15 protein-coding genes are annotated in these 23457 nt (G+C 52.1%); 8 read left to right on the forward strand and 7 right to left on the reverse strand.

What is annotated here, in order from left to right:
• The first annotated feature begins 58 nt into the window (after positions 1-58).
• From BLU30_RS07015 to amrS, 5 genes are all read left to right on the forward strand, one after another.
• Positions 59-538: a hypothetical protein gene (locus BLU30_RS07015; RefSeq protein ID WP_090244909.1), complete on the forward strand. Its 480-nt coding sequence runs from the start codon at positions 59-61 to the stop codon at positions 536-538.
• A gap of 123 nt (positions 539-661) precedes the next feature.
• On the forward strand, positions 662-1372 hold the full coding sequence (locus BLU30_RS07020) for a class I SAM-dependent methyltransferase (protein ID WP_090244911.1): 711 nt from the start codon (positions 662-664) through the stop codon (positions 1370-1372).
• Between the two features lie 72 nt (positions 1373-1444).
• Positions 1445-3286: a bifunctional metallophosphatase/5'-nucleotidase gene (locus tag BLU30_RS07025; protein WP_090244914.1), complete on the forward strand. Its 1842-nt coding sequence runs from the start codon at positions 1445-1447 to the stop codon at positions 3284-3286.
• 104 nt (positions 3287-3390) lie between these two features.
• Entirely contained in the window at positions 3391-4290 is a 900-nt protein-coding gene (locus BLU30_RS07030) for a DMT family transporter (RefSeq protein ID WP_090244916.1), read from the forward strand.
• Positions 4291-4790: 500 nt separating this feature from the next.
• Positions 4791-5627 carry an AmmeMemoRadiSam system radical SAM enzyme gene (amrS, locus tag BLU30_RS07035; RefSeq protein WP_090244919.1) on the forward strand — a complete coding sequence of 279 codons (837 nt, stop codon included), beginning with the start codon at positions 4791-4793 and terminating at the stop codon, positions 5625-5627.
• A gap of 6 nt (positions 5628-5633) precedes the next feature.
• Here amrS and BLU30_RS07040 read toward each other — a convergent pair whose 3' ends face one another.
• From BLU30_RS07040 to BLU30_RS07065, 6 genes are all read right to left on the reverse strand, one after another.
• Entirely contained in the window at positions 5634-6440 is an 807-nt protein-coding gene (locus BLU30_RS07040; protein ID WP_090244920.1) for a Cof-type HAD-IIB family hydrolase, read from the reverse strand.
• A 413-nt stretch (positions 6441-6853) separates the two neighbouring features.
• Positions 6854-8407: a hydantoinase/oxoprolinase N-terminal domain-containing protein gene (locus BLU30_RS07045; protein ID WP_090244923.1), complete on the reverse strand. Its 1554-nt coding sequence runs from the start codon at positions 8405-8407 to the stop codon at positions 6854-6856.
• Positions 8400-9497, reverse strand: coding sequence for a DUF917 domain-containing protein (locus BLU30_RS07050; RefSeq protein ID WP_090244924.1), 1098 nt, complete (start codon positions 9495-9497; stop codon positions 8400-8402). Before BLU30_RS07050 ends, BLU30_RS07045 begins: the two co-directional genes overlap by 8 nt.
• Before the next feature lie 146 nt (positions 9498-9643).
• Positions 9644-10858, reverse strand: coding sequence for a PucR family transcriptional regulator (locus BLU30_RS07055; protein ID WP_090244926.1), 1215 nt, complete (start codon positions 10856-10858; stop codon positions 9644-9646).
• 20 nt (positions 10859-10878) lie between these two features.
• Entirely contained in the window at positions 10879-12465 is a 1587-nt protein-coding gene (locus tag BLU30_RS07060) for a diguanylate cyclase (RefSeq protein WP_090244929.1), read from the reverse strand.
• A 119-nt stretch (positions 12466-12584) separates the two neighbouring features.
• Positions 12585-13547, reverse strand: coding sequence for an L-lactate dehydrogenase (locus tag BLU30_RS07065; protein WP_090244931.1), 963 nt, complete (start codon positions 13545-13547; stop codon positions 12585-12587).
• A gap of 272 nt (positions 13548-13819) precedes the next feature.
• On the opposite strand from BLU30_RS07065, the gene BLU30_RS07070 reads away from it, so the two are divergent.
• From BLU30_RS07070 to BLU30_RS07080, 3 genes are read left to right on the forward strand one after another with little or no spacing between them, the layout of a single operon-like run.
• Positions 13820-16141, forward strand: coding sequence for a hybrid sensor histidine kinase/response regulator (locus BLU30_RS07070; protein ID WP_090244933.1), 2322 nt, complete (start codon positions 13820-13822; stop codon positions 16139-16141).
• Positions 16138-17886 (forward strand): ATP-binding protein, encoded by a 1749-nt coding sequence (locus BLU30_RS07075; RefSeq protein ID WP_090244936.1) that lies wholly within the window; start codon positions 16138-16140, stop codon positions 17884-17886. Before BLU30_RS07070 ends, BLU30_RS07075 begins: the two co-directional genes overlap by 4 nt.
• Before the next feature lie 44 nt (positions 17887-17930).
• The gene (locus BLU30_RS07080; protein ID WP_176770854.1) at positions 17931-22562 is read left to right on the forward strand and encodes a PAS domain-containing protein; all 4632 of its coding nucleotides are present in this window, start codon (positions 17931-17933) and stop codon (positions 22560-22562) included.
• Between the two features lie 119 nt (positions 22563-22681).
• Here the strand turns inward: BLU30_RS07080 and BLU30_RS07085 are convergent, their stop codons facing one another.
• On the reverse strand, positions 22682-23437 hold the full coding sequence (locus BLU30_RS07085) for a zinc ribbon domain-containing protein (protein WP_090244942.1): 756 nt from the start codon (positions 23435-23437) through the stop codon (positions 22682-22684).
• Between the last annotated feature and the right edge of the window lie 20 nt (positions 23438-23457).

The raw sequence follows: 23457 nt of genomic DNA on the forward strand, positions 1-23457 counted from the left end.
GACCCTATGGTATAAATGCTTTACAATGAGAAAAAGACACAATGAGGAGGGGAAACCCATGAAAAAGATTAAAATGGCGCTGACCTTTTTTTTGGCCGGGCTGTGTATGTTGGTTTTGGCAGGCTGCGGGGAACCGGAAACAAAAGAAGGGACCAATGCGGCAGCCTTCACAGTCATAACCAATGAAAAGGGATATGAGGTAACAGACTTAACCGCCAATCTTCAGGAAGAGGGACTGCTGACCGCTTTAAAGGCACAGAAGAAAGATTCCCAGAGCATCACCCTTCGGTTTTACGATTTCCAGACCGAGGATCAGGCCAAAAGCTATTACGATACCCTGGTCAAGGGTTATGGAACGGAAAATCCCAGTAAAGAGAAGACCACTGAGGGTCAAAATTACACGACCTATCGGGCGGAGTTCAGTCAAATGAATAATGAAGTCATCCTCAGTCGGGTGAATCACAGCATTGTCTATATTATTGGGGATATGGGGGATGATATTTCAGAGGATCAGCTGGCCAAGGACCTGGGTGTTTAATCAATACAAGAATTTATTCTTTTTTCCCCTTGAGGGGATGGTCAGGAATGACTATACTGAATAGAGAGAATAAACAGGGATGACAAAGGAGTCGCTGGGAATTAAACAGCGAGGTGACAGTTGATGAAACAATTGAAAAAAGAGCTTTCAATGCGGCACGGTGGACGGGTATTGGATATTGCGACCCGTTATGGTGAATTCGCCTTTAAATTAAAGGATGGATTACGGGATTATACAATGATCCTGGCAGTGGATTGTGACGAACAGACCATTGCAGAGGCCAAGGAAAAACATCATGACGATGACATCTGTTTTGAAGTGATGGATGGTGGACATCTGGATTTGCCGGAGAATAGTATGGATACCGTGTGCTTGTCCAATTCCATGCACCATGTGGAGGATGTCGAGCGTGTGTTTTCGGAAATGCTGCGGGTGTTAAAACCCGGGGGAACCTTCATCGTCAATGAAATGCCCTGTGATGGCCAGGAGGGTCCCCGGAAAACCCATGTCGCACTACATCATTTAGGCGGCGAAATTGATACCATTTTGGGACAGCATCATGGGGCGACCTGGCCAAAAGCTGACATTATTCGAGGCGTAGAGGCCCTGGGTCTAGACAATTTGATGATTTTTGAAGACGAGGAAACGGATTCCATTTGGGATGAGAAACTCCAGGCCAAGGCCGCAAAGATTTCTGACAAGGTTGAAAAGGTGAAGGATCATCCCCAATATCTGGAATTTAAGAAACGCGCAGCAGAGATTGAAGCCATGGCGAAAAACAATGGAATAAAACGCTGCAGACAATTAGTGCTTATTGGTGAAAAAAGCAAATAAGGTTGGATCAAAGCCCCCGAAAGGTCATATTTCGGGGGCTTTTGTGGAAAATCAACAGGAGGTTGACGCAGTATGGAAGCACACATCATCATCTACTTTACAACAGACCTCCATGGCGTATTCCGAGGAAATGGCAGCCATGCCATTGGCATGGCCCACATTGGAGGATTGAAACACTACCATCCTGAGGCTCTGTTGGTGGATGCCGGGGATGCCACCCAAGGGGGGCTTTTAAGCCGTCTGAGTGCCGGAAAGGATATGATCGCTATGATGAATGCCGCCCATTACGATGTGGCGGCTGTGGGGAATCATGATTTTGATTATGGCTATGGGTATCTGGTAGAGAATGCACGATACGCCCACTTCCCTCTACTGTCGGCTAACGGACAACGTTATGGACGGGGAATCCTTGAGGGAGAGACATACCATCATGGGCAGTGCATTAATAATGGCAGAACCGCCGTGTTTACCCGCTGTGGGAAACGCATCGGTTTTTTTAGTGTGGGAACGCCGGATCTTTTTCCCCAAAGCTGCCAGGGATATCCCGGGGAACAGGGTGGCATCACCATCATGCCCCCCATCCCCGCAGCCAGGGAATGTGTGGCGGCCCTTAAGGCCCAGGGGGCAGATTTTATCATTGCTCTGGCCCATTTGGGAAACGATGCCTCGGTGGGCCTTTCTGATTCCAGTAATGGTCTGGCCGAGGCCATGGCGGGTTTGGGATTGGATGTTATTATTGATGGTCACAGCCACGCCAATGAATCGGGCCGGTGGGTGGGGGATACCCTTATCGTTCAAAGCGGCAGCTATGCCAGCCGTGTGGGGAGGCTGACCATCAATCCCATTACCCGGGAGATGACCAGTATCCTGCTGCGTCCCCAGGAGATTCGGGGAATGGTCGATCCTGATGAGAATGTCCTCCGGGTCCGTGCAGCCCTGGAGAATCGCTACAAGGATGTGATGGACAACCAGACCCTGAAACTGCCCCATACCCTTTGGGGCGGAACGGTAGAGGGCGTGAATGTTGGCCGCCTGACGGAGACCAGTCTCGGAGATGCTGTGGCCGATGCCATGGCCCTGGCCGCTAAAAAACGGTTTGGGGACCAGGGGCTGCCCATTATTGCCATGCAAAATGGCGGCGGAATCCGAACCCGCCTATGCCGGGGGAATATTACCCGGGAAAATAGCATTCGGGTCCTTCCCTTTGACAATAAACTCTATTTTGCACGGATAACCCCAGCTGTCCTGTACAAGGCCATGGAGAATGGTGTTTCTCGAATTCTGGGACAGGACCCTTACACGGGGCGGCTCCAGGGAGCGGCAGGCCGTTTCCCCCAAATATCGGGATTCACCCTGGATTATGATCCGGATGCCCCAGGTGGTCAAAGGGTTCGTGCCATCACGTTAGAGGGAGAAGAGACCCCCTTAGATCCCCAGGATAGGACCCGTGTCATTGTCATTGCCCTGGATGAGGCTAAAATCATCGGGGGCGATGATTATACCATGCTCATGGGTTTAGAGGATTTGGGTGAAACCAGCGAGCTGGAACCGGCACTGTGGCATTACCTGAAGCATTATTCCAAGTCAGCCAGGGATTGGAGGCCAAGGATTCGGACCGTGGGGCAGTATCAGCCCAGTCCCTACGATGCCACCCTGAGAGTTATGTGGGGTGGAAAGCCCTATAGTGGTGAGATGACCTATCGTGTTGACGATGGTCCCATCAAAACGGTGCGATCTGAGGCAGGAAAGTGCAAACTGCCATCGCTCTCCCCCGGGGCCCACACCATCACCCTCATGGGAATGGACATTCTGGTGGATAATTATGCAGGACTTGGCAGTGTGGAAAACCCCGTCCCCGTAGTTGTACTGGATGCCAACCTTGAAGAAAGCACCACCCGATGTTATAATGATTAGTATGAATTTTCAAAAATAAAGCTTGGGTATCTTACTTCCCAGCACCTTGGTCCGATAGGCTATGTAGGCTTTGACTTTAGGTCGATGGGGGGAGGAGGAAAAGAATGAATAAGTCAGCAGGACTCAGTGTCCTTCTAGCGGCCAGTTTTTGGGGGATTATCGGCGTTTTTGTCAATACCCTGACGGCCATGGGATTTACCAATAGTGAAATTATATTTGTCCGGGCCATTATGACGACGCTTTGTATCTTTGGGTGGCTTTTTATCAAAGACCGGGAGGCGATTCCCATTAAAGTAAAGGACCTGTGGATCTTTATGGGAATGGGGATTTTGAGTTTTGTGTGCTTTAATCTCTGCTACCTTCAGTGTATTGCCATCACGGGGATGTCTGTGGCGGCGGTGTTACTGTACACCTCCCCTATTTTCGTTATGCTGTTTTCCATCGTGCTCTTCAAGGAAAGGATGACCCGAGGGAAGGGCATTGCCCTGCTTCTGGCCTTTGGAGGCTGTGTTTTAGTGACAGGGATTATCGGTGATAATGGCCAAACCCTGACTTTAACAGGCATTCTGCTGGGGCTGGGCTCCGGACTGGGGTATTCTCTGTATACGGTTTTTGGACACTACGGGGTTGCCCGTTACAACTCACTTTCAGTGACTGCCTGGGCTTTTCTTTTCGGAACCCTGGGTATTTTACCCTTTGTGGACTTTGGACATATGCTGATGGTTATGGCGAATAGTCCCTTGGCTCTGGCCCTGATTCTCCTTTGTGGTTTGGTAACCAATGTGCTGCCTTATATCTGTTACACCTATGGACTGGCCAAGATGGAAGGGAGTAAGGCTGCTATCCTTGCCTGTCTGGAACCCGTGGTGGCCACCATCGTGGGTGTACTGGTCTACGGTGAGCCCATTACGTTAACCGGGACCCTGGGGATTGTCCTGGTCATTGGTGCAGTCGGTGTCCTCAATCGGGATTTTGGTCAGAAGGATGTGCCGGAGAAGGATTGAAAGAGCCAATTTGGCTCTCAAAGTGAAGACAAAGTGGTGTAGCACGGTCAGGGGGAGGATAAAAAAGATTCACCCCGGACCCAGCAGTCGCTTGTTGCCAATCGCCTTTGGCTCTTGGACAAGCGTTGCATGGGTGCTATGTCCCAAATCAAAGATTTGGACAGCACCGCAAGGCGCTGATGAACAAAGGGAAAGCCCTCAGTCGTCAATGCGCAAAACCTTCGGTTTTGATGGGGTTTAAGGCAGGTTTGCTTTCTTAATTTGATAAAAACCCAAAAGCTCCTGCCCGCAGGGGCAACCGGGGTTCTCGTATTTTTATCATCACCCTTCCCTTAGTTTGTCTATGCTCTGAGAGCCCATGTGGCTCTTTTTTTATGAAGAAACGATAAAATTTTGTGATTGAAAACAATTAAAGGGTAAATTATGGTGTTGTTAATACTTATCTGATATAATGATTAAAAATATTGAAGGATTATTATCAGAAAAAGGAGGGGATCACCATGAAAACCATATGTCCGGTTTGCATGCATCATTGCCAGTTAGCAAAAGGACAGGTTGGACGTTGTCGCGGTCGGCAAAATCAAGGGGGAAAGATCCTCCCTATTAATGCTGGGGTTATTACCGCTTTAGCCTTAGATGCCATAGAGAAAAAGCCCCTGCGCCATTTCCATCCAGGCAGCCATATTCTGTCGGTGGGGAGCTTTGGCTGTAATCTGCACTGTCCCTTTTGTCAAAATGCACGGATTGCCATGGCGGGCAGACGGGATGTCGAGGCGATGATCCTCTCCCCTGAAGAATTAGCCCGGCGGGCCGAAGGAATGCGCCATCAGGGCAATATCGGTCTGGCCTTCACCTATAACGAACCCCTTATTGGTTATGAATTTGTGGTGGAAACCGCCAGGTTGGTCCAGGCCCGGGGTATGAAAACCGTCCTGGTGACCAATGGCTCAGCCACTCCGGAAACCACCCGAAAGGTCCTCCCCCACATCGATGCCCTCAATATCGACTTAAAGGGCTTTACCCAGGAAGCATATGAAAAATTGGGAGGCACCCTAGAGGTCGTCAAGGATTTTATTACCCAGGTGGTGGATGCGGGATGCCATGTGGAACTGACCACCCTGGTGGTGCCAGGGTTTAACGATGATCCCGGGGAGATGGAAGCCATGGCCCGGTGGATCGCCCACTTAAGTCCGGATATCCCCCTCCACGTCACCCGGTTCTTTCCCGCCCATTTGATGTGGCGGGATAACCCTACCCCACTGGAAACAGTTTATGGACTGGCAGAGGTGGCCCGGGGCAGCTTGAATACTGTTTATGAAGGGAATATAGGGTTGTAGGGACACCTATAATAATTCCATGAGCATCTGGCCGACGCCGTCCTCGTTATTGGTATAACGGGTGATGGTGTCGGCCGCTTTTTTTGCCGCGGATTCGGCATTGGCCATGGCCACCCCGGTGCCGGCGAAGGTGAGCATGGCGGCATCGTTGGCGGAATCCCCGAAGGCGATGACAGCTTCCCGGGGGATGTCCAGCTTTTGGCAGAGCTCAGCCAGGCCCGTGGCCTTGGAAAAGCCCTTCATGGCGATTTCCAGGTAAAAATCCCCCACCCGGAAAAAGTCAAAAATCTCGGAGAAGGGGGCGGTGATGGCTGCGGTATAGCGGTCCAGAATCTCTCCCGGGGCCACAATCAGCAGCTTGGCTACGGGAAAGGTGACGGCTTCGGCCATGTCCGCTACCACAGTGAAGGGAATGCCGATATAGGCACGTTCATATTCTACTTTATAGGCTGTGGGGTCGGTGACGTAGTAGGATTCCCCATCGTCGGCCATCACGGCGACCGGAAAATCCTTAAGATGGGTCAGCATGGCGGTAACTTGGGCAGGATCCATATTCTGGCGATAGAGCAGGAAGCCGTCGGCGGCATCTACGATGTGGGCACCGTTGTAGGAAATCAGGATGCCATGGTAACGGTCGAGTTCCAGGGCTTTTCTTTCCCGAATAAGGCCAGGGGCCGGCCGGGCAGAGGCCAGCGCTACCCGAATCCCCTTCTGCTGTGCCCGGAGCAGGACCTGCTTTGTGATGGGGGTAATCTGTTTATCGTCATTACAAAGGGTGCCGTCAAGGTCCAGGGCGATGAGTTGGTAGTTCATAGTGCCTCCTTAAGGGTGATGCTGTGATTATAGCACGGACGGCAGGCCGGGTCAAAGTAGGGCTTGCCCCCAGCTGTATAACGTGCTACAATGGGGGCATAAAAAATTGAGGAGGACGACGGAATGCGCACATTGTCTTGCTAATTTTAGGCTGATCAAATCACTAGGGGGCTTCCCCTCGTTTTGTGATGCCTTGTGCAGGAAAAAAGTCGCACCTCCATACGCCGCCTCAAAGCCAAAGACCGGATGATTCTGTCCAGAGGGTGTTTTTGGCGTGGCTGTGTTAATCGAGCGGCAGGTTTTCCTGCGGCTCTCTTTTGTTTTTTGGAGGAGGGCTTTAAAAAGGAGGATCACTTTCCCTTAATTGACGAGCCGACCAACCACCTGGACCGCCAGGGGCCGCGGGGCAGGCCTTATCCCTGCCCCAAATCCCCGGCGGCCTTGATCTTTATACGGTTGGTATTGCCGGGGTAATAGGCCAAGGGGGTATCCGACTGCTCGATGATTTCCACGGATCCGGGCTTAGCCCCGGCTGCTTCGGCCATGGTGATAGCTTCCTTCCGGGCGGTGGCCAGGGCATCCTCTCGGGGGATGTCCTCGTAGTTGATGAGCTGCTCATAGGTGGCGCTGACCTTGGAAATGGCGGAGCCGATGGCGTTGGCTACACCGGCGTGGGGCAGCCGCAGGACCTGGGCAGCCCCTTCTAATTCGTCAGGCAGCAGCACACTACCGCCTCCCACCACAATCACATCCACCCCCTCGGCGGAAAGCTTCATGGCATCGATGCCGTCCTCCACCATGGCGGTAATGACGGCCATGGCCTGCCGGGCGAAGTCTTCATCCAGATCGGCGACCTGCTGGGCATCCCCAATCTGGGCCAGGCCCAGGCGCACGGCGATATCGGTGGCGGTGAGGGTATCCCCTCCGAAGACCCGTGCCGCTTCGGTGATGCGGTAGCCCACGCTGTCCGGACCCACGGTAATGTGGCCGTCCTCCCGCTGTCGGACGATGGAGCCGCCCCCCAGCCCAATGGAGAGGACATCCGGCATCCGGAAATTCGTCCGAACGTCCCCGATGGTTACGGCGATGCTGGATTCCCGGGGAAAGCCGTTCTGGATGACACCAATATCCGTGGTGGTGCCCCCCACATCCACCACCAGGGCATCCGGGCGGTGGCTCAAGAAGCTGGCCCCACGGATGGAGTTGGTGGGTCCGCAGGCAATGGTGAGGATGGGATAGCGCCGGGCGTGGTCCACGGTCATCAGGGTGCCATCGTTTTGGGAGAGGTAGACCTGGGCCTTGGTCACACCCTGGGCCTGAAGGCTGGCCATGAAGCCCTCGGTGAAGGTCCGGGCGATGGCGTAGAGGGCGGCATTGAGGATGGTGGCATTCTCCCGCTCGATGAGTCCTAAATCACCAATTTCGCTGGAAATGGATACGGGGATATCCCCCAGGACCTCCTTGCAGATGGCGGCAGCCCGTTCCTCCTGTTCGGTGCGGATGGTGGCAAAGACGCAGGAGATGGCCACTGCTTCGATCTGTCCCTTCAAAGGGGCCAGGAATTCCCGAAGGGCGGCTTCGTCCAGGGGGGCAAGGGTCTTGCCGTCAAATTCGTATCCCCCACCGATGATGGTGCTCGCCACCACCATGGCCTGGATATCCCCGGGCCAGTCCACCATGGGCGGAATACCGGCTGTGGCAGGGGCCCCGATGCGGACCACAGCGATGGGAGCCAGGTGCCGGCGCTCCACGATGGCGTTGGTGCATTGGGTGGTGCCCAGCATGGCCTGGGTGATGGTCTGGCGGTCGATGTCGACCTGTTCTAAAACCTGGGCCATGGCCGATTGAATGCCGGAGGTGATATCCGGTGTGGTGGGGGATTTGCAGGAGGCAATGACCTCCAGGGCATCATCGATGATGATCGCGTCGGTGTTGGTCCCCCCGACGTCGATTCCAAGCTTATACATGGGCTTCTCCTTTCACCCGCTCTTCCAGGGGGATATAATCCGTATCACAGCCGAAATACCGGGGACCCACCAGTGCCAGGCCCTCGGGCGTACGCCAGAGGGGATAGCAGGGCAGGCCCACCACCATGACGCGTTTACCGTATTTCACCCCATCGGTGGTGATGGGATGGAAGGTGTTGACATCCACCAGGGTGATGAGGTCCGGGGTGGTGGCCAGGATGCGGCCATCCACGGTGGCCACCAGGTTTTCATTCTGGAATTCCACCTCGGCCCGGCGGCCCTTGAATTCGCCGATGCCATCGAGTAAGACATGACCGACGTTGAAGCCGCCCCGGGTTTCCCGGAGGACATCGGTGATTTTGCCCTTAAAGAGGCCGAAGCCTCCGGCGGCTTCGAGGAAAGCCGCTTCGGGATGGCCCATATCGCTGTCCTTGACCTGGCGGATGGCCGCCCCCAGGGTTTGGCTGCGGGTAATGATATCCCGGACGGCATAGGCCTTGAGTTTAGCACCGGTCATGGGGTAGAGGGTAACGGAAACCGACCCGCCGCAGCTCATGGTCACCGCCCGGGCCAGCTCCTCGGTCCAGGCGTTGGTGATGGTCCGGAAGATGACGGTGTTGCCCTTCTCATCGGTGAGGGCCATGGGTGAGGCATCCATCCCCCCAATGGTGAAGGTGACCATCTGCAGCTCTGGAAAGGCCCGGCCCATGCCGTCGGCATCCACCAGGGGGAGGCCCAGCCGGGCGGCCGCTGCAATGGGAATCATGCTGTTGACCCCACCGGCCTCAATGGGGATGATGGCATCAATGGGCCGTCCGAAGAACTGGGACACCATCTCAGCCAGCTGTTGATACTCTGTTCCGCCGATACCCTTTTCCCCTAAAATGGTCGGGGCACCCATCATGGCCATGGGGACCACCAGGGCATCATCCTCGATTTCATCCGGGCTTAACAGGGTCACCGGCCCGCAGGCCTTAATGGCTCCGATGGCCAGCAGCTTGCCGATATAAGGATCTCCCCCGCCGCCGGAGCCCAGCATCGCGGCACCCAGGGCGATATCTTCTATTTCTTGTAATCCGATGGTTCGCATAGTTTCATCCTTCCTTTTATATGAGTTTGTCTCCATTATAGCCATTGCCTCGTCGAATGTCCTCGGGTGGGACGACAGAAAAAAGGGAGAGGGATTGTCTAAAAAGACAATCCCTCTCCCTGGAGGGGTACGGCCCTATGGGCAGCTTAAATCTGGAGGAGGCGGCGAAGTGCCGCTGCGGTATAGAGACTCAGGGCTTCGGGCATTTTTTTGAGGGGATGCCCTAACAGGCCCTCGATTTTTCGCAGACGGTATTTTATGGTGTTGGGATGGACAAAAAGAGCCGATGCCGTTGACGGGATTCGGCTGTCCTCGTCCAGGAGGTAGGTTGTCAGGGTGGACAATAGGATGCCGGATTCCCGATGGTCTTCCAGGGGGAGCAGTACGGTCAGTAATTGGCTGACCTGCGACTCCCCTGCCTCGGCTGTTTGGCAGAGATTCTGGACGAAGGTCAAATCGCCGCCGGTGAAGACGGATTTCCGGGGAAAGACCCGTCGGGCCGGGGACAATGCCTTCTGATGGGTGAGGTAAGAAAGTCGGGCTGATCGGGTATCCTGGAGATGGCTGAAGCAGCTTAGGGTGACCGTCAACCCAGCGGCTTGGCAGTCATCCAGCAGGGCCTGGGCAAGGTCCGGGGCATCGGCTCCCAGGTTTCCCATGAAGAGGACCACCATATCCTCGTAGCTGTCTGCAATGAAGGGCCGGACCTGGTGGGTCAGCAGGTCGGCGGCCAGTACCTTCAGCTGGTTGCGCCCGGATCGGGTGGCCGCACCCTTCAAAATCCAAAGGGTTTCGATGGCGGCCACATCCACCCCGAAGATATCGGCCAGGCGGTGCATTTTCAGGGGATCATCCTTTAAGATGGCCCGGATCAGCTCTGCGGCGACTAAATCTTCAGAAGGGGCCCGGCCCTGTCCAGCCATCCGGCCACGGTCTAAAAAGATCTGCTCCATCACATCGGTGATGACCGCGGCATAACGGAGGTCTACCCGGCCCTCGGGCATACAAATCAGCGGGAAATCCAGGGTATTACACAGGGTAATCAGTGGTGGCGTAATGGCGGGGAGAAAGACCCCGACGTAGTAAAGGATGAGGCCGGATTCCCCGCACTGGCTGAGGCGACGGATATTATCACATTGGGCCTGGATGTCATCCTTAATGGCGACAAAGCCGCTGATGACAAGCTCCCCGCCGATGAAATCATGGTGGGCATAGAGCTGGTCCGCCGTGGCATCGGTGTCCACGTATTCCAAAACGGATACCGAAGAGACGAAATGGTCCAGACCGCCTCGGCCAGCAACGAGCCGGGAATCCTTTAGGGATGGGCAGGTAGTGAGTAAATCATTGATGGTAATCGCCATAGTGTGGCCTCCCGGGCTTGTTATGCTTCAATCTGATCAGTCCCATTCCGCTGGTTGTAGAAAAGCAGGGCCCCTATCAGATGGGAAAGGGTGCTCAAGTCATCAATTTCCTCGGGAGTGAAGGTGCGTTCTTTAAGGCAGTCATCAAAACCAACCAAGGCATTGATCGTACCGCGGTCCTTTACGCCAAAAAGGATGAGGGATCGGATGTCCTGGGCGGCGTAGGCCTGTCGTTCAGTCCCGGATGGCAGCTCATCCACATTGGTGATGATGAAGAGGCCGGTTTGGCGGAGGAGCTTGACAGTGGTTTCGAAGTGGGTAATAGGGATATGCTGGAAGTTTTGAATCTGGGATTGAATTCCCTGGGCACACCACTCCAGGGTATTGCTTAAATATTGTCCGTCCGGGCTGAATTCCATCAGATATCCCCGGCTGAAGTCAAAATGCTGGGCAATCATCCCCAGAGCTATCTGGGCTTTGGCCATGAAATCCTTGGCACCGTACAAAAGCTTGAAGATGAATTTGGTCTTGCCATCGGGGAAGCCCTTTAGCCAGTAGTCCATAGAAACGCATCCAGTGGACGCAGAAATCCCACCGTTTTCCAGCTGGGGATGATAGACCACATAAGACCCTTTCCCCTTCCCCTTTGCGGCATAGAGCGCCGTATCTGCCGCACGGTACAGGTCCTCGAAGGTGGCCCCGTGTTCCGGAGAAATGGCGATTCCGATGCTGGCCGAGATGGAGACGCTGGCGCCATTCTCGACATAAGTACGGTCGAAGAGGGTACAGATGCGTTGGGCGCTCTTATAGACATCCTCCAGGCTGCTGTAATCCTCCAGGAAGACGAAGAATTCATCCCCGCCGATGCGGCCCACCACGTCGGTGGCCTGGAAGGTGTTTTTTAACTCCTGGGCCAGCTGTGCCAGGACGATATCACCATAGTAGTGGCCAATCTGGTCGTTAACGGTCTTGAAATTATCCACATCCACAATGAGTAAAACCAGCTTTTGGGTCTCCCGACGAAGGGATTGGTTGATGAGGCGGGTGGCTTCTTTTCGGTTGAGTACTTGGGTCAGGGGATCCTTTCGGATATCGTCAGAGAGGGAGTGAAAGAGGTCGATGGGGGAGGTCGTCTTCAGCTGCGTATCGGAGAGCAGGTCCTGGGTATACTTTTGGGGATAAACCTCCCCCTCCAGGAGCAGCAGTGTGGGTGCGGAAACGTGGATGGCGCAGGCCCGATAGGTGCTCTCCTCGGCCTTAAAGGTAAAGGTGGCCCGCCGGGTGAAGTGGAAGGTGGCCGGTCCCACCACCTTCACCGTGATGAGCTGGAAGAGGCAGGTCCATACCTCGGCTGTATTCTGAATCTCGCAATAGCCCCGGATGATGAAATCGTAGTGGGCATCATCCTTGGCCAGAAGGTCGATGGATTGGGTCAGAGAGGCCGCCACCTCGTCAAAGTTATGATTCACCCCATCCCGGCCGGAACTGACGGCGCAGACATCCCTGGACAGGATGGCCAAAGCGCCTTCAACGTCAAGATGGATCAGAAAGGCTTCATAAAAGGCGGCAACTCGATCGTATAAAAAATAGTGCTGATGTGCAGACATGGTAATATCTCCCCTGTTTTAAACTCCCTCAGATAATTTTATTATTATATCAATAGCTTTCGCCTTTGACGAGGGTAAATTTCTCATTCCTGGAGAGATTTTTAACCCTTGGGCAATTTTTAATCGAAGAGTTCTTCCGCAATAGCCTTCAGTACCCTGGCGGAAGCCTGTAGCTTGGTCTGTTCATGGTCATCCAGGGACATGGGGACGATGGTTTCCACCCCCTCGGATCCCAGGATGGCAGGAAGACTCAGAACGATATCATCAATCCCGTATTGCCCATGAACCATGCTGGAAACCGGGAGGACAGACTTTTCATCCCGGACAATGGATTCGCAGATCCGCCTCACGGCCATGGCGATACCATAGTAGGTGGCCCCCTTCCGGTCGATGATTTCGTAGGCACTGTTTTTAACATCCTGGTAAAGGCGCTCCATGGCCCCATCGTGGTCCATATGGCCCCGCATCTCGCAGAAATCATGGATGGGCACCCCGGAGACGCTGGCATTGGACCAAACTGCCAGCTCGGAGTCCCCATGCTCACCCACAATGAAGGCATGGATATTCCGGCTATCCACGGACAGATGCTGCCCCAGCAGATATTTGAACCGCCCGGAATCCAGCACCGTTCCGGAACCGATGACCCGGTTTTCAGGGAAGCCCGATAGGCGGATGGCCGCATAGGTCAGGATATCCACGGGATTGGAGACGATGAGCAGCAGCCCCTGGCAGTCACGACGGGTAATCTCCGGGATAATATGGCGAAAAATCCCCACATTTTTCTTCACCAGGTCCAGGCGGGTTTCCCCGGGCTTTTGCGCCGCACCCGCCGTGATGATGATGATGGCGGCATCGGGGATATCATCGTAATCCCCGGCGTAAATCGTCATGGGGTGGCCGAAGGACATGCCGTGGCTTAAATCCATGGCCTCCCCCTCAGCCCGGGCATGATTGGCATCAATCAGGACCATTTCAGAGAATAAGCCGCTCTGCATGAGGGCAAAGGCCGAGGAGGAGCCCACCATACCGCAGCCGATGACGGCGATTTTTAAGGGGTTAATGGGACAGTTTTTCACACTCATTGTTCGTAGCACCACCCTTTCATTTGCCCCTACTATAGCGAATCGGGCTTAAAGGTGCCATAAAACACGGTTTGATTAAGGATGCTGGATTTCGACGGTCATTACAGTATCCATGGCCACTCATCGGCATGGGCTGCTGAAAGCAGAACAGATGGAGGATGAAATGATATCCAAAACACATCGATGTGCGGCTTTAACTGTTTTTTTCAACTTTATCATGATATAATTAGTACAGACAGTTATATATGGAAAAGAACTAAAGGAGGAATTTTATGCTTGGCGCCATGTATTTTCAAATGGGGGCTTTTAATCTTGTCTTGAGTTTGATTGTTTTTAGTAAAGTATTTGCCGATCGCAATCAATTCAGGGATTGCAGGCTATTTAGTCAATTATTGATTGCGGTCATCGCCGTGAATCTGCTGGACACGGCAGGTTGGATGCTGGATGGAAAACTGACGGGAAGTCTGTCCTTAATCACCAATCTTGTAGATGGCTTGAATCTGATGGTTTCCGCAGCCGTTTGTTGGTGCTGGGTCCAATATGTTCAGTATCTGGCTTATGATGATGCCGGCGTGCCGGGGAAGAAGAATCTTCTCAGTACAGCCTTCTTCCTGATTACCGCAGCAGCCATGTTCGTCGCCATACCCACGCGACTTTTCTATTATATTGATGCCAATGGCTTGTATTGTCGCAGTACCGGCTATGCATTTGTGGTCATTTCCAATTTAGTGCAGCTGTGCTACTCGATTGTTCTGTGCTTCGTGGTCCGCCGAAGGGTAAAAGATGTCTCCAAGCGGAGAGAGCTTTTCATGATTGGTCTGATTATCCTCCTTCCCATTGCGGGAACGATGCTTCAGGCTGTGGTTTATGGCTATTCCATGATTTGGACGGCGATGACGATTGTCATTTTAATCGTGTTTATTCACATTCAAAATAAGCGGCGTGAGCGCGAGGCGGTCGAGCAGCATAAACAGCTGCAGCTTGCTCTGCAGCAAGCGCAATACGCCAGCAAAGCTAAGACGGATTTTCTGTCGAATATGTCCCATGACATCCGGACGCCGATGAATGCCATTATTGGCTTCACCGCCATTGCAACCAGCCATATGGATGAAAAGGAGGTTCTGCAGGACAGCCTGGCGAAAATCATGACCTCCAGCAACCACCTGCTTAATCTCATCAACGATGTACTGGATATGAGCCGTATAGAAAGCGGCAAAATGCACCTCCAGTCGGCACCCTGTCACCTGCCTGCTGTGATGCATGAGCTGGTGGATATGGTGCAAAGTCAGATCATGGCCAACCAACTGGAGCTGTTTGTAGATACCTTCCATGTCCGGGATGAGCAGATCCTGACAGATTCCATGAAGCTCAATCAAATTTTTCTTAATCTCATCGGCAATGCGATTAAGTTCAATAAGCCCGGTGGCGTGGTATCCATCCGTATTGAGCAAAAGCCGTCAACCAGCCCCGACATTGGCAGCTATGTGTTTACCGTCAAGGACACGGGATGTGGCATTTCGCCCGAAGATGCCGCACATATTTTTGAACCCTTTGAGCGCGGGGTCCAGGACAACGAGAAGGACAGCGTAGAGGGTACCGGACTGGGCCTCGCCATCGTTAAGAATATCGTCGATATGATGGGTGGTACGATTTCTGTTTCCAGTGAGCTGGGCAAGGGGTCCGAGTTTCGGGTGGGCCTCAGCTTTGGACTTCCCACAAAAGAACAGACTGAAAACCAGAACGAAAAGCTCTGCGGCTTGCGTGCATTGGTGGTGGATGACGACTATGACACCTGTGATAGCGTCACCACCATGCTGACCGAAATCGGCATGAATGCGGAATGGACCCTGACCGGAAAAGAGGCGGTTTTGAAGGCAAAAAAAGCCTCGGAGCTGATGCGTGGATACGCGGCCTATATTATCGACTGGCTCATGCCGGATATGAACGGAATCGAGGTCGCCCGGCGCATCCGCCATGTCATCGGAGCTGAAACCCCCATTTTCATTCTCACGGCATATGATTACTCCGACCTGGAGAAGGAAGCCAGAGAAGCCGGCGTTACCGCATTTTGTCGCAAACCGATGTTTATGTCGGAGCTTCGACAGACATTGTACGATAGCATGCGTCCCGTTTCGGAAGAGCCGAAGCCAGAAGCAACGGACATCAGCTTCCGGGGAAAGCGTATTTTGCTGACGGAGGATCATCCCCTGAACCGGGAAATTGCCGTGCGCTTATTAACGGACAAGGGCGCACAGGTCGAAGAGGCCGAAGACGGTCAGATTGCTGTGGAAAAGTTCAAACTCTCCCGTTTGGGCTATTATGATTTGATTTTAATGGATATTCGCATGCCAAATCTAAACGGCTACGAGGCGGCAGATGCCATACGGGCATTGAATCGTGCTGATGCTCAGACTGTGCCGATTATCGCCATGACGGCCAATGCCTTTGACGAGGATAAGAAAATGGCTTTGGCCCATGGCATGAATGCCCATCTGTCAAAGCCGATTGAACCACAAAAATTATTCGGGACATTGGCACGAAGCTTTCAGAAAAAGGAAGCATCTTCTCCCAGGCCGAAGGGAGGTACGCTATGAAGCATGCATCAAAAGAGAAAACCTTTGAACGTAAGATGTTTGAATCTTTATACGGAAGCCGCAATTTGGACGATGGGATTAATAATGCCCTTGCACTGATTGGCAAAGAATTTTACATCAGCAGAGTCTATATTTTCGAAAACAGCGAGGATAATCAATACGGTGACAATACCTATGAATGGTGCGCCGATGGGGTTGCTTCGCAGATTGATGAATTGCAGCATATGTCCTATGCGGAATATGGATATGATCAGCTTTTTGCTGAAACGGGAGAATTTGTATGCCCCGATACATCAACGCTTCCGGATATTCAGCGGGAGCTGTTTGAATCGCAATCGATTTGTGCGACCATCCAGTTTGCCATGTTTGACAAGGATAAGTTTTGCGGCTTTGTCGGGTTTGATGACTGCACCAGTAAACGCCCGGATTGGAACGCGGATGGTGACGAGCTGGACGGCCTGATTTTTCTGTCACAGCTGCTTTCCCTATATTTGATTAAAGAGCGCAATCTTCGGAATGCGCAGCGGTATCAGGAAAAAATGAAAATTGCGCTCATTGCCGCCGAAAAAGCGACGCATTCAAAGTCCGAGTTTTATTCGCGCATGAGCCATGATATGCGGACACCGATGAATGGAATTCTTGGAATTACGCAGCTGTCCGTTGGAGAAAATGATCCGGAAAAATTACATGAAGATATGGAAAAGATACGTCAGTCCGGTGTATATATGCTCAGCCTGATTAACGACACACTGGATATTCAGCGCATCGAGTCCGGGCGAATGACATTGGAGCCCAGGGTGTGCAAAACGGAAGATTTGCTCACAGAATGTCTGGATATGGTCCAGCTTTCGGCCAAGGAGAAAAACGTATCACTGATTATCCGGGCCAATAACGCAAACCCATCGTCTTACATCCGTGTGGATCCCATTCGCGTCCGTCAGATTGTTCTGAATTTGCTGTCCAACGCCATTAAATTTACGCCAGAAGGCGGCAGGGTCGTATTCTCCCTTGAGGTGCTTTCCCGCACGGAGGATATGGTCCACGACAAGATTACCATATCCGATACAGGCGTTGGGATGAGCCGTGATTTTGTGGAGAATGAATTATTTGCTCCGTTTATGCAGGAAGCCAATGAAATGACGATGAAGTATGCCGGGTCGGGACTGGGCCTGTCCATCGTCAAAAATCTGCTGGACATGATGGGCGCAACCATTGAAGTCGACAGTGAGGTCGGTGTCGGCACGACCTTCACCATTTATATTGATTTTGAGATTGTGCCGGAAAGTGAAGTTGCGGAAAGCTGCAAAAAGGAGACCATGCACGATGAAAAATATAATGATTTTTTGAAGGGCAAGCACATCCTGCTCTGTGAAGACCACCCGCTGAACGCTGAGATTGTAATGCGAATGATTCAGAAAGCCGGAGGCGCGGTTCAATGGGCAAAAGACGGATACGAGAGCGTGGCCGCATTTGAACACAGCAGCACCCATGCTTTTGATTTGATTCTGATGGATATCCGGATGCCAAAAATGGACGGATTAGCGGCAACCAAGGCAATTCGTGCCCAAAACCGATCAGATGCAAAAACGATTCCCATCATTGCCATGAGCGCCAACGCCTATCCTGAAGATATTGAGAAATCCATTGACGCCGGGATGAATACACATTTGGCAAAACCGGTGAATCCCCGGCTGCTGTATGATACGCTGTTGGAGTATTTGATGGGGACCATAGAGCCGTCATGACAATCAATCCCGATACGAACCGGGTCATTCCAAGGAGAGTTAGAATGGAAAACACCTTATCTCTATTAAAGGCCTTCTGCAGTTGGGACTTTGTGGAAAGAGACTGCCAAAAGACACTTTCAGTATTAACGCAGGATATTCAGTGGTTTGGCACCTCTGACCATGAAGATGTTCACTCCATTGAGGAAGCGGAACGCTACGTGCGCAGTGAGATCAAAGCGATGCCCACCCCCTATCAAATGACAATTCTGCAGGAGAATTATACGCCGACATCAGAATCTACTGGGGTGGCCTTTCTCCGTGTAGTGCTGGAAAACGAGGGCGTGCCGCTTTTAGTTCGCGCCACCGCCGCATCCAGAATGGAGGATGGCGTGGAGAAGCTCTGCTCCATGCACCTTTCGGTGGCAGATGCTGCGCAGCAAGCGGATGAGTTCTACCCCATTGCAAAGCATAAAGAGGAAATCGCGCAAATGAAGCGCAAGCTGGTCGCATCGACCATCCCCGGCGGACTGACTGGCGCATATCTGCAAAAGGACTTACCCTTTTATTTTATCAATCAGCGGATGCTGGACTATTTGGGCTACACCAATGAAAGCGAATTTGTTTCTGCAATTGGCGGCATGATTATTAACGCCATTCATCCCAGTGAGCGTGATGCTGTCTATCAGGCCATAGCAGAACAGTTGACGGAAGGCAATCGTTATGCGGTGGATTACCGCATGAAGCGGAAAGACGGCAGCTATATCTGGTTACATGACATCGGGCAGAGGACCCTCGATGAAAAGGACAAAGATATCATCATTTCAGTATGCTATGACATTACGCCCGAGCATGAGAAGCAGGCACAGCTGGACAATTTGATAAATGCCATGCCCGGCGGTGTGGCGCTTTACAAACAGGTCAACGGCCGTTATCAGATGATCTATTTTTCGAAGGGCGTTTGTGTACTTTCCGGCCACTCACCTGCAGAATTTGAGGCGCTGGTGCAAAGTGGCCTTGAAAAGTCTGTCTGCCCTGAGGATGCGGATAAGGTATTTGCCGCTTTTCAAAAAGCAGCAGGTAGCGATGAAGTGGTATCTCTGGATTATCGCATTCCACATATCGATGGTGAGTACGTGTGGATTAGCGGCAGCTTTAAACGGACCGGTATAGAGGATGGCTATCCGATTATCCATGCGGCGTTTACAGAAATGCCCCAGCAAAGAAAACTGATGAACAGCCTGACGGAAGATTCAAGCATCGGGATTATCGTCAGTGACAATGCAACGCGTGAGCTGCTTTATATCAATCCGGCAGTTCGAAAGATGTTGGAAATTGAAGATAGCAGCTATACGGGCAAGGTATGTTATGAGTATTTGCTTGGTTATGATGAACCCTGCTCTTTCTGTGAGCGCGCCGAGTATGAGAAAGGGGGAGATAAAGAAAATATCTACTATCTTCCCCACATCGATAAATACCTGATGGCTCGTGGCAAGCTGATGCAGTGGGCCGGAAGAGAAGCCCGTGTCGAGTATCTCACGGATATCACTGCCGAAAAGAAAGCACAGGAGCAGCTGAAGGATCTGGTGCAAAACATATCCTGCGGCATCATTGTGTCCAGGGCAAGCACCACCGATGGGACCTATGAAATCCAGTATATGAATGAGGGATTTTGCAGGCTGTTTGAAGACACCGAGGAAAACCTGAGAGCACGCTACCAGTCAGATTTGACAGTGGGTGTTCACCCGGAAGATTTAAAAACGGTGGCACGCATGACCCAGGAGCTTTTGGGTGGGAAAGACCATGCCGAGGGAACGCTTCGCATCACCTTGGTAAACGGCAAAACAAAGAGTGTACGGTTAGAGATTAATGCACTGCGTCTGTCTGACGGTATGGCGACAATCTATGCGACCTACAGCGATGTGACGACGCAAATGCAGCAGGAGCAACAGCTGCGGGATGTGATTCACAATGTGCCGGGTGGGATCTGCCTCTATCGCTGGAATGGGGTCAAGCTGCTTCCCATGGTGGTCAGCGAGCAGTTTTCCGAAACACTTGGCATTGATGCAAAGGCACATCTGGCCAGCATTAAGGGAATGAATTTTGAGATGATTCATCCGGACGATTTATCCGGCGCACGGCGCGTTGTGGAAGACGCTGTGAAAAGGAACGGAAAATCGGAGTATACCTGCCGTTTGCTCAATGCTAAAACCAAGGCGTATCGCTGGATTTGTGTGCAGGGAAATACCATTTGTCAGCCGGACGGCACAAGCTTTATCTATGTGCACTATACAGATATTACGCAGGAGCGACGGATTGCTCAAAAGCTCCGGGCCAGTGAACGGGCCTTAGATGCGGCCACGGAGCATGCCGACCTGTGGTATTGGTCCTATGATCCCTCCACCGGCCAAGCATTTCTTAGTCCCAGATGTTCAGGCGATTCTATGGTACCGGCTGTTCTTGATAATTATCCCCACTCCTGGCTGGATTTGGGCTTTATTATGCCCGAATATGAAGCCGCCTATCGCGAGGCCGTTTCACAGGCCGAAGAAAAGAATGCACACGTGGTTTTTGAAGCACAGATTGCACTTCAGGACGGCAGCACACACTGGGCGGAATTCCGGTTTACCAATTTGCCGGACGAGGATGAAAAAAGCAGCATTGTTGTGTGCACGGCGCGTGTGATTGATGAACAAAAGGCCTTACAGGCAAAATATGAAATGGAAAAGCAAAAGGCATTGCTTGGTGAAAAAGGCTTACTGCTTCATGCGGAATTTAACTTGCATACCGGTAAAACATTAGAGTATAAGTATGCCGATGTTTTTGAGAACAGCGATCCCACACGCTCAACAATGGCAGATTCCATTGCGCTGGTTGAGCGGTTAATTGTTGATGAGAAAGGCCGCGAGCAATTCCTGGGGCTAAACGATGCGGATTACCTGAACGCCCAGCTCCAGCAAGGCAATATCGACTTTTCTTTGGAGTATCGCAGAAAAATGCCCACCGGGCAGATTATATGGGTCCGGAATGTTCTCCATCTGGTTTGTGAGCCCAATACCGGGGAAACCATTCTGTTCGAGTATTGCTATGATATTCATCAGCAAAAAATGGCGGAGGAGGTTTTGCGTTCTTCGACGACCTATGATTATGAGAGCATATCGAGTGTGAGCTTCAGCTGCGGAAAAATAATGTACTATGGCGAAGGCCGCTCAAAGGAACATGACGGCTTGCTGGATTATGAAGAAATCAGGCAGAGCTATGCGAAGGATGTGGTGCTCCCCGGGGAACGAGAGGCGTTCCTGCTTCATACAGATCCGGGAAATGTGATGGCGGCTGTTGTTCAAAATGGTTTCTACGAGTTCCTGACGAAAACCGTGGAAAAGGATGGGACCATCGGTACCGTGAAAAGCCGCTTTGTGCCCTATGATATGGAAAATAACATCTATATTTTGACGCGCATCAATGTGACCGCCATTCTGAAAGAAGAGGCGGAAAAGAACGAAAAATTGAGCCAGGCACTTGAGGTTGCAAGGCAGGCCAACCATGCAAAATCCGACTTTCTGTCGGCCATGAGCCATGACATCCGCACGCCAATGAATGCAATTGTCGGCATGTGTGAACTTGCACTCGAGGATGAGCAGGATGCGAAACAAGTCCATGAGAGTCTGGAAACCATACAGTCCTCCTCTTCGCTGCTGCTTTCCCTAATCAACAACATTTTGGATATGAGCCGCATTGAAAGCGGGAAAATGGTAATGGTGAATGAGCCGTTTTCACTGACCGGGCAGATACAGGAAACGGCTGCAAGCTATCAGAGTTTAACCCGACAAAAACAGCAAAAATTTAATCTTGATATCGATGTTACCCACGATTCCTGTATTGGTGATATTGCGCGCATCCACAGCGCTCTTGATAATATCCTGTCCAATGCCATTAAGTACACCCCTGCTGGAGGTGTCATTTCTTATCGCATCACGGAGCATCCCTCAGGCAAGCCCGGGATAGGTGTGTACAGATTCGAAATAGCAGATACAGGTATCGGGATCAGTCCGGAAAAGCAGGAGCGCTTGTTTGAACCCTTTTACCGCGGCGAGACCGATTTGACGTCTAAAATTGAAGGGACAGGGCTGGGGCTCTCCATTGCAAAAGCAATTCTTGATCTGAAAGGCGGTACCATTTCGGTGAAAAGCGAAGAAGGCGTGGGCACCACTTTTGTTGTAGAACTGCCGCTCCACATCGCAGACTCAAATGAAAAGGCAAAGGAGCAACGGCAATCCGCAGCGCAAGGCACCGTGGATCTGACAGGAAAACACATTTTGCTCTGTGAGGATCATCCGGTTAATCAAAAAGTCATCGAGAAAATATTGAAAAAGGTGCAAGCAAGGGTCACGGTTGCAGAAAACGGCCAGGTCGGTTATGAAAAATTTACAAAAAGTGATGCAGGAACCTTTGATTTAATTCTAATGGATATTCAAATGCCGCAAATGAACGGCTATGAGGCAACCATGGCCATCCGCGAAAGTCATCATCCCCAGGCCAAAACCATTCCGATTGTGGCACTGTCGGCCAATGCATTTGCGGAGGATGTGCAAAAAAGCTTGCGTGCAGGCATGAACGCACATCTTGCAAAACCGGTTGAACCGAAAACCGTGTTTGAGGTATTAAATCAATTCATTTTACCCAAGGATAGACAGTGAACCGATGTCCATCTATGGATAACCGGATTTGCGCCTGCCTTGACTTACAACAGAGCCGATGACCATTGCTTCATGGCATGGTCATCGGCTCTGTTTTTTTCTGCGCACATTTCAAGGCATCAGACGAGTTTATTGCCGCACTCTCCACAGAACTTTGTCCCTGGGGCGTTCTGTGTCCCGCATTTTTCGCACAGCCCAGGGGCAGACGCAGTCAGCTTGGCACCGCATTCCGGGCAGAACTTCAGGCCATTGGCCACAGGGGCACCGCAGCCGGGACATTTGGGCAGTCCCATGGGCGCACCGCAATGGCTGCAGAATTTGCCGCTGCCTGCGGGCTTGCCACAGGACGGGCAGACCGTCGCCTTGTGCTCAATCTCCCCCGCCCACACCGAAGCTTCCGCTCCAGCCTCATCAATATTGCGGCGCATGGCCTCTGCCCGGGCCTTGGCCACATAGACATCCTGGCGGGGCGCGCAATTGGTGCACAGGGCGGCCTCTTCGTTAAAGCAGGTATCGCAGACGTAATTATTACAGCCTTGGCAGCGATGAAAATGGGCCTGAGCCTCTTCCTGGGCTGAGAAGAATGCCTCCTCATGCTCCCGCTGCCAGTCCGGAGACATGCCATCAAAGCGTTCAGACAGCATGCTGGCCCCCCGTTCCAGGGAATAGCCAACATTACCCAGCCGGCCTCCAACAAACTGTCCAAAGACATCCAGCCCCTTGGAAATTCCCCGGAGCCCTTGACCCTGCTTATAGGTTTTCGATTCAATAAAGGTGCTTTTGTAGCCATCGCCACAGACATCACAATAAAAGGTGAATTGAAAGCCTGCATCCGTAGAATCATCCTGATAATTACGAGTAAAGGATTTTAACATGGTAATCAACCTCCATATCT

The organism is Eubacterium barkeri (assembly GCF_900107125.1).
Classification (GTDB): Bacteria; Bacillota; Clostridia; order Eubacteriales; family Eubacteriaceae; genus Eubacterium_O; species Eubacterium_O barkeri.

Coding starts and splice junctions, on each gene's coding strand:
- BLU30_RS07015 (WP_090244909.1), top strand. CDS start 59: ATGAAAAAGATTAAAATGGCGCTGACCTTTTTTTTGGCCGGGCTGTGT.
- BLU30_RS07020 (WP_090244911.1), top strand. CDS start 662: ATGAAACAATTGAAAAAAGAGCTTTCAATGCGGCACGGTGGACGGGTA.
- BLU30_RS07025 (WP_090244914.1), top strand. CDS start 1,445: ATGGAAGCACACATCATCATCTACTTTACAACAGACCTCCATGGCGTA.
- BLU30_RS07030 (WP_090244916.1), top strand. CDS start 3,391: ATGAATAAGTCAGCAGGACTCAGTGTCCTTCTAGCGGCCAGTTTTTGG.
- amrS (WP_090244919.1), top strand. CDS start 4,791: ATGAAAACCATATGTCCGGTTTGCATGCATCATTGCCAGTTAGCAAAA.
- BLU30_RS07040 (WP_090244920.1), bottom strand. CDS start 6,440: ATGAACTACCAACTCATCGCCCTGGACCTTGACGGCACCCTTTGTAAT.
- BLU30_RS07045 (WP_090244923.1), bottom strand. CDS start 8,407: ATGTATAAGCTTGGAATCGACGTCGGGGGGACCAACACCGACGCGATC.
- BLU30_RS07050 (WP_090244924.1), bottom strand. CDS start 9,497: ATGCGAACCATCGGATTACAAGAAATAGAAGATATCGCCCTGGGTGCC.
- BLU30_RS07055 (WP_090244926.1), bottom strand. CDS start 10,858: ATGGCGATTACCATCAATGATTTACTCACTACCTGCCCATCCCTAAAG.
- BLU30_RS07060 (WP_090244929.1), bottom strand. CDS start 12,465: ATGTCTGCACATCAGCACTATTTTTTATACGATCGAGTTGCCGCCTTT.
- BLU30_RS07065 (WP_090244931.1), bottom strand. CDS start 13,547: ATGAGTGTGAAAAACTGTCCCATTAACCCCTTAAAAATCGCCGTCATC.
- BLU30_RS07070 (WP_090244933.1), top strand. CDS start 13,820: ATGCTTGGCGCCATGTATTTTCAAATGGGGGCTTTTAATCTTGTCTTG.
- BLU30_RS07075 (WP_090244936.1), top strand. CDS start 16,138: ATGAAGCATGCATCAAAAGAGAAAACCTTTGAACGTAAGATGTTTGAA.
- BLU30_RS07080 (WP_176770854.1), top strand. CDS start 17,931: ATGGAAAACACCTTATCTCTATTAAAGGCCTTCTGCAGTTGGGACTTT.
- BLU30_RS07085 (WP_090244942.1), bottom strand. CDS start 23,437: ATGTTAAAATCCTTTACTCGTAATTATCAGGATGATTCTACGGATGCA.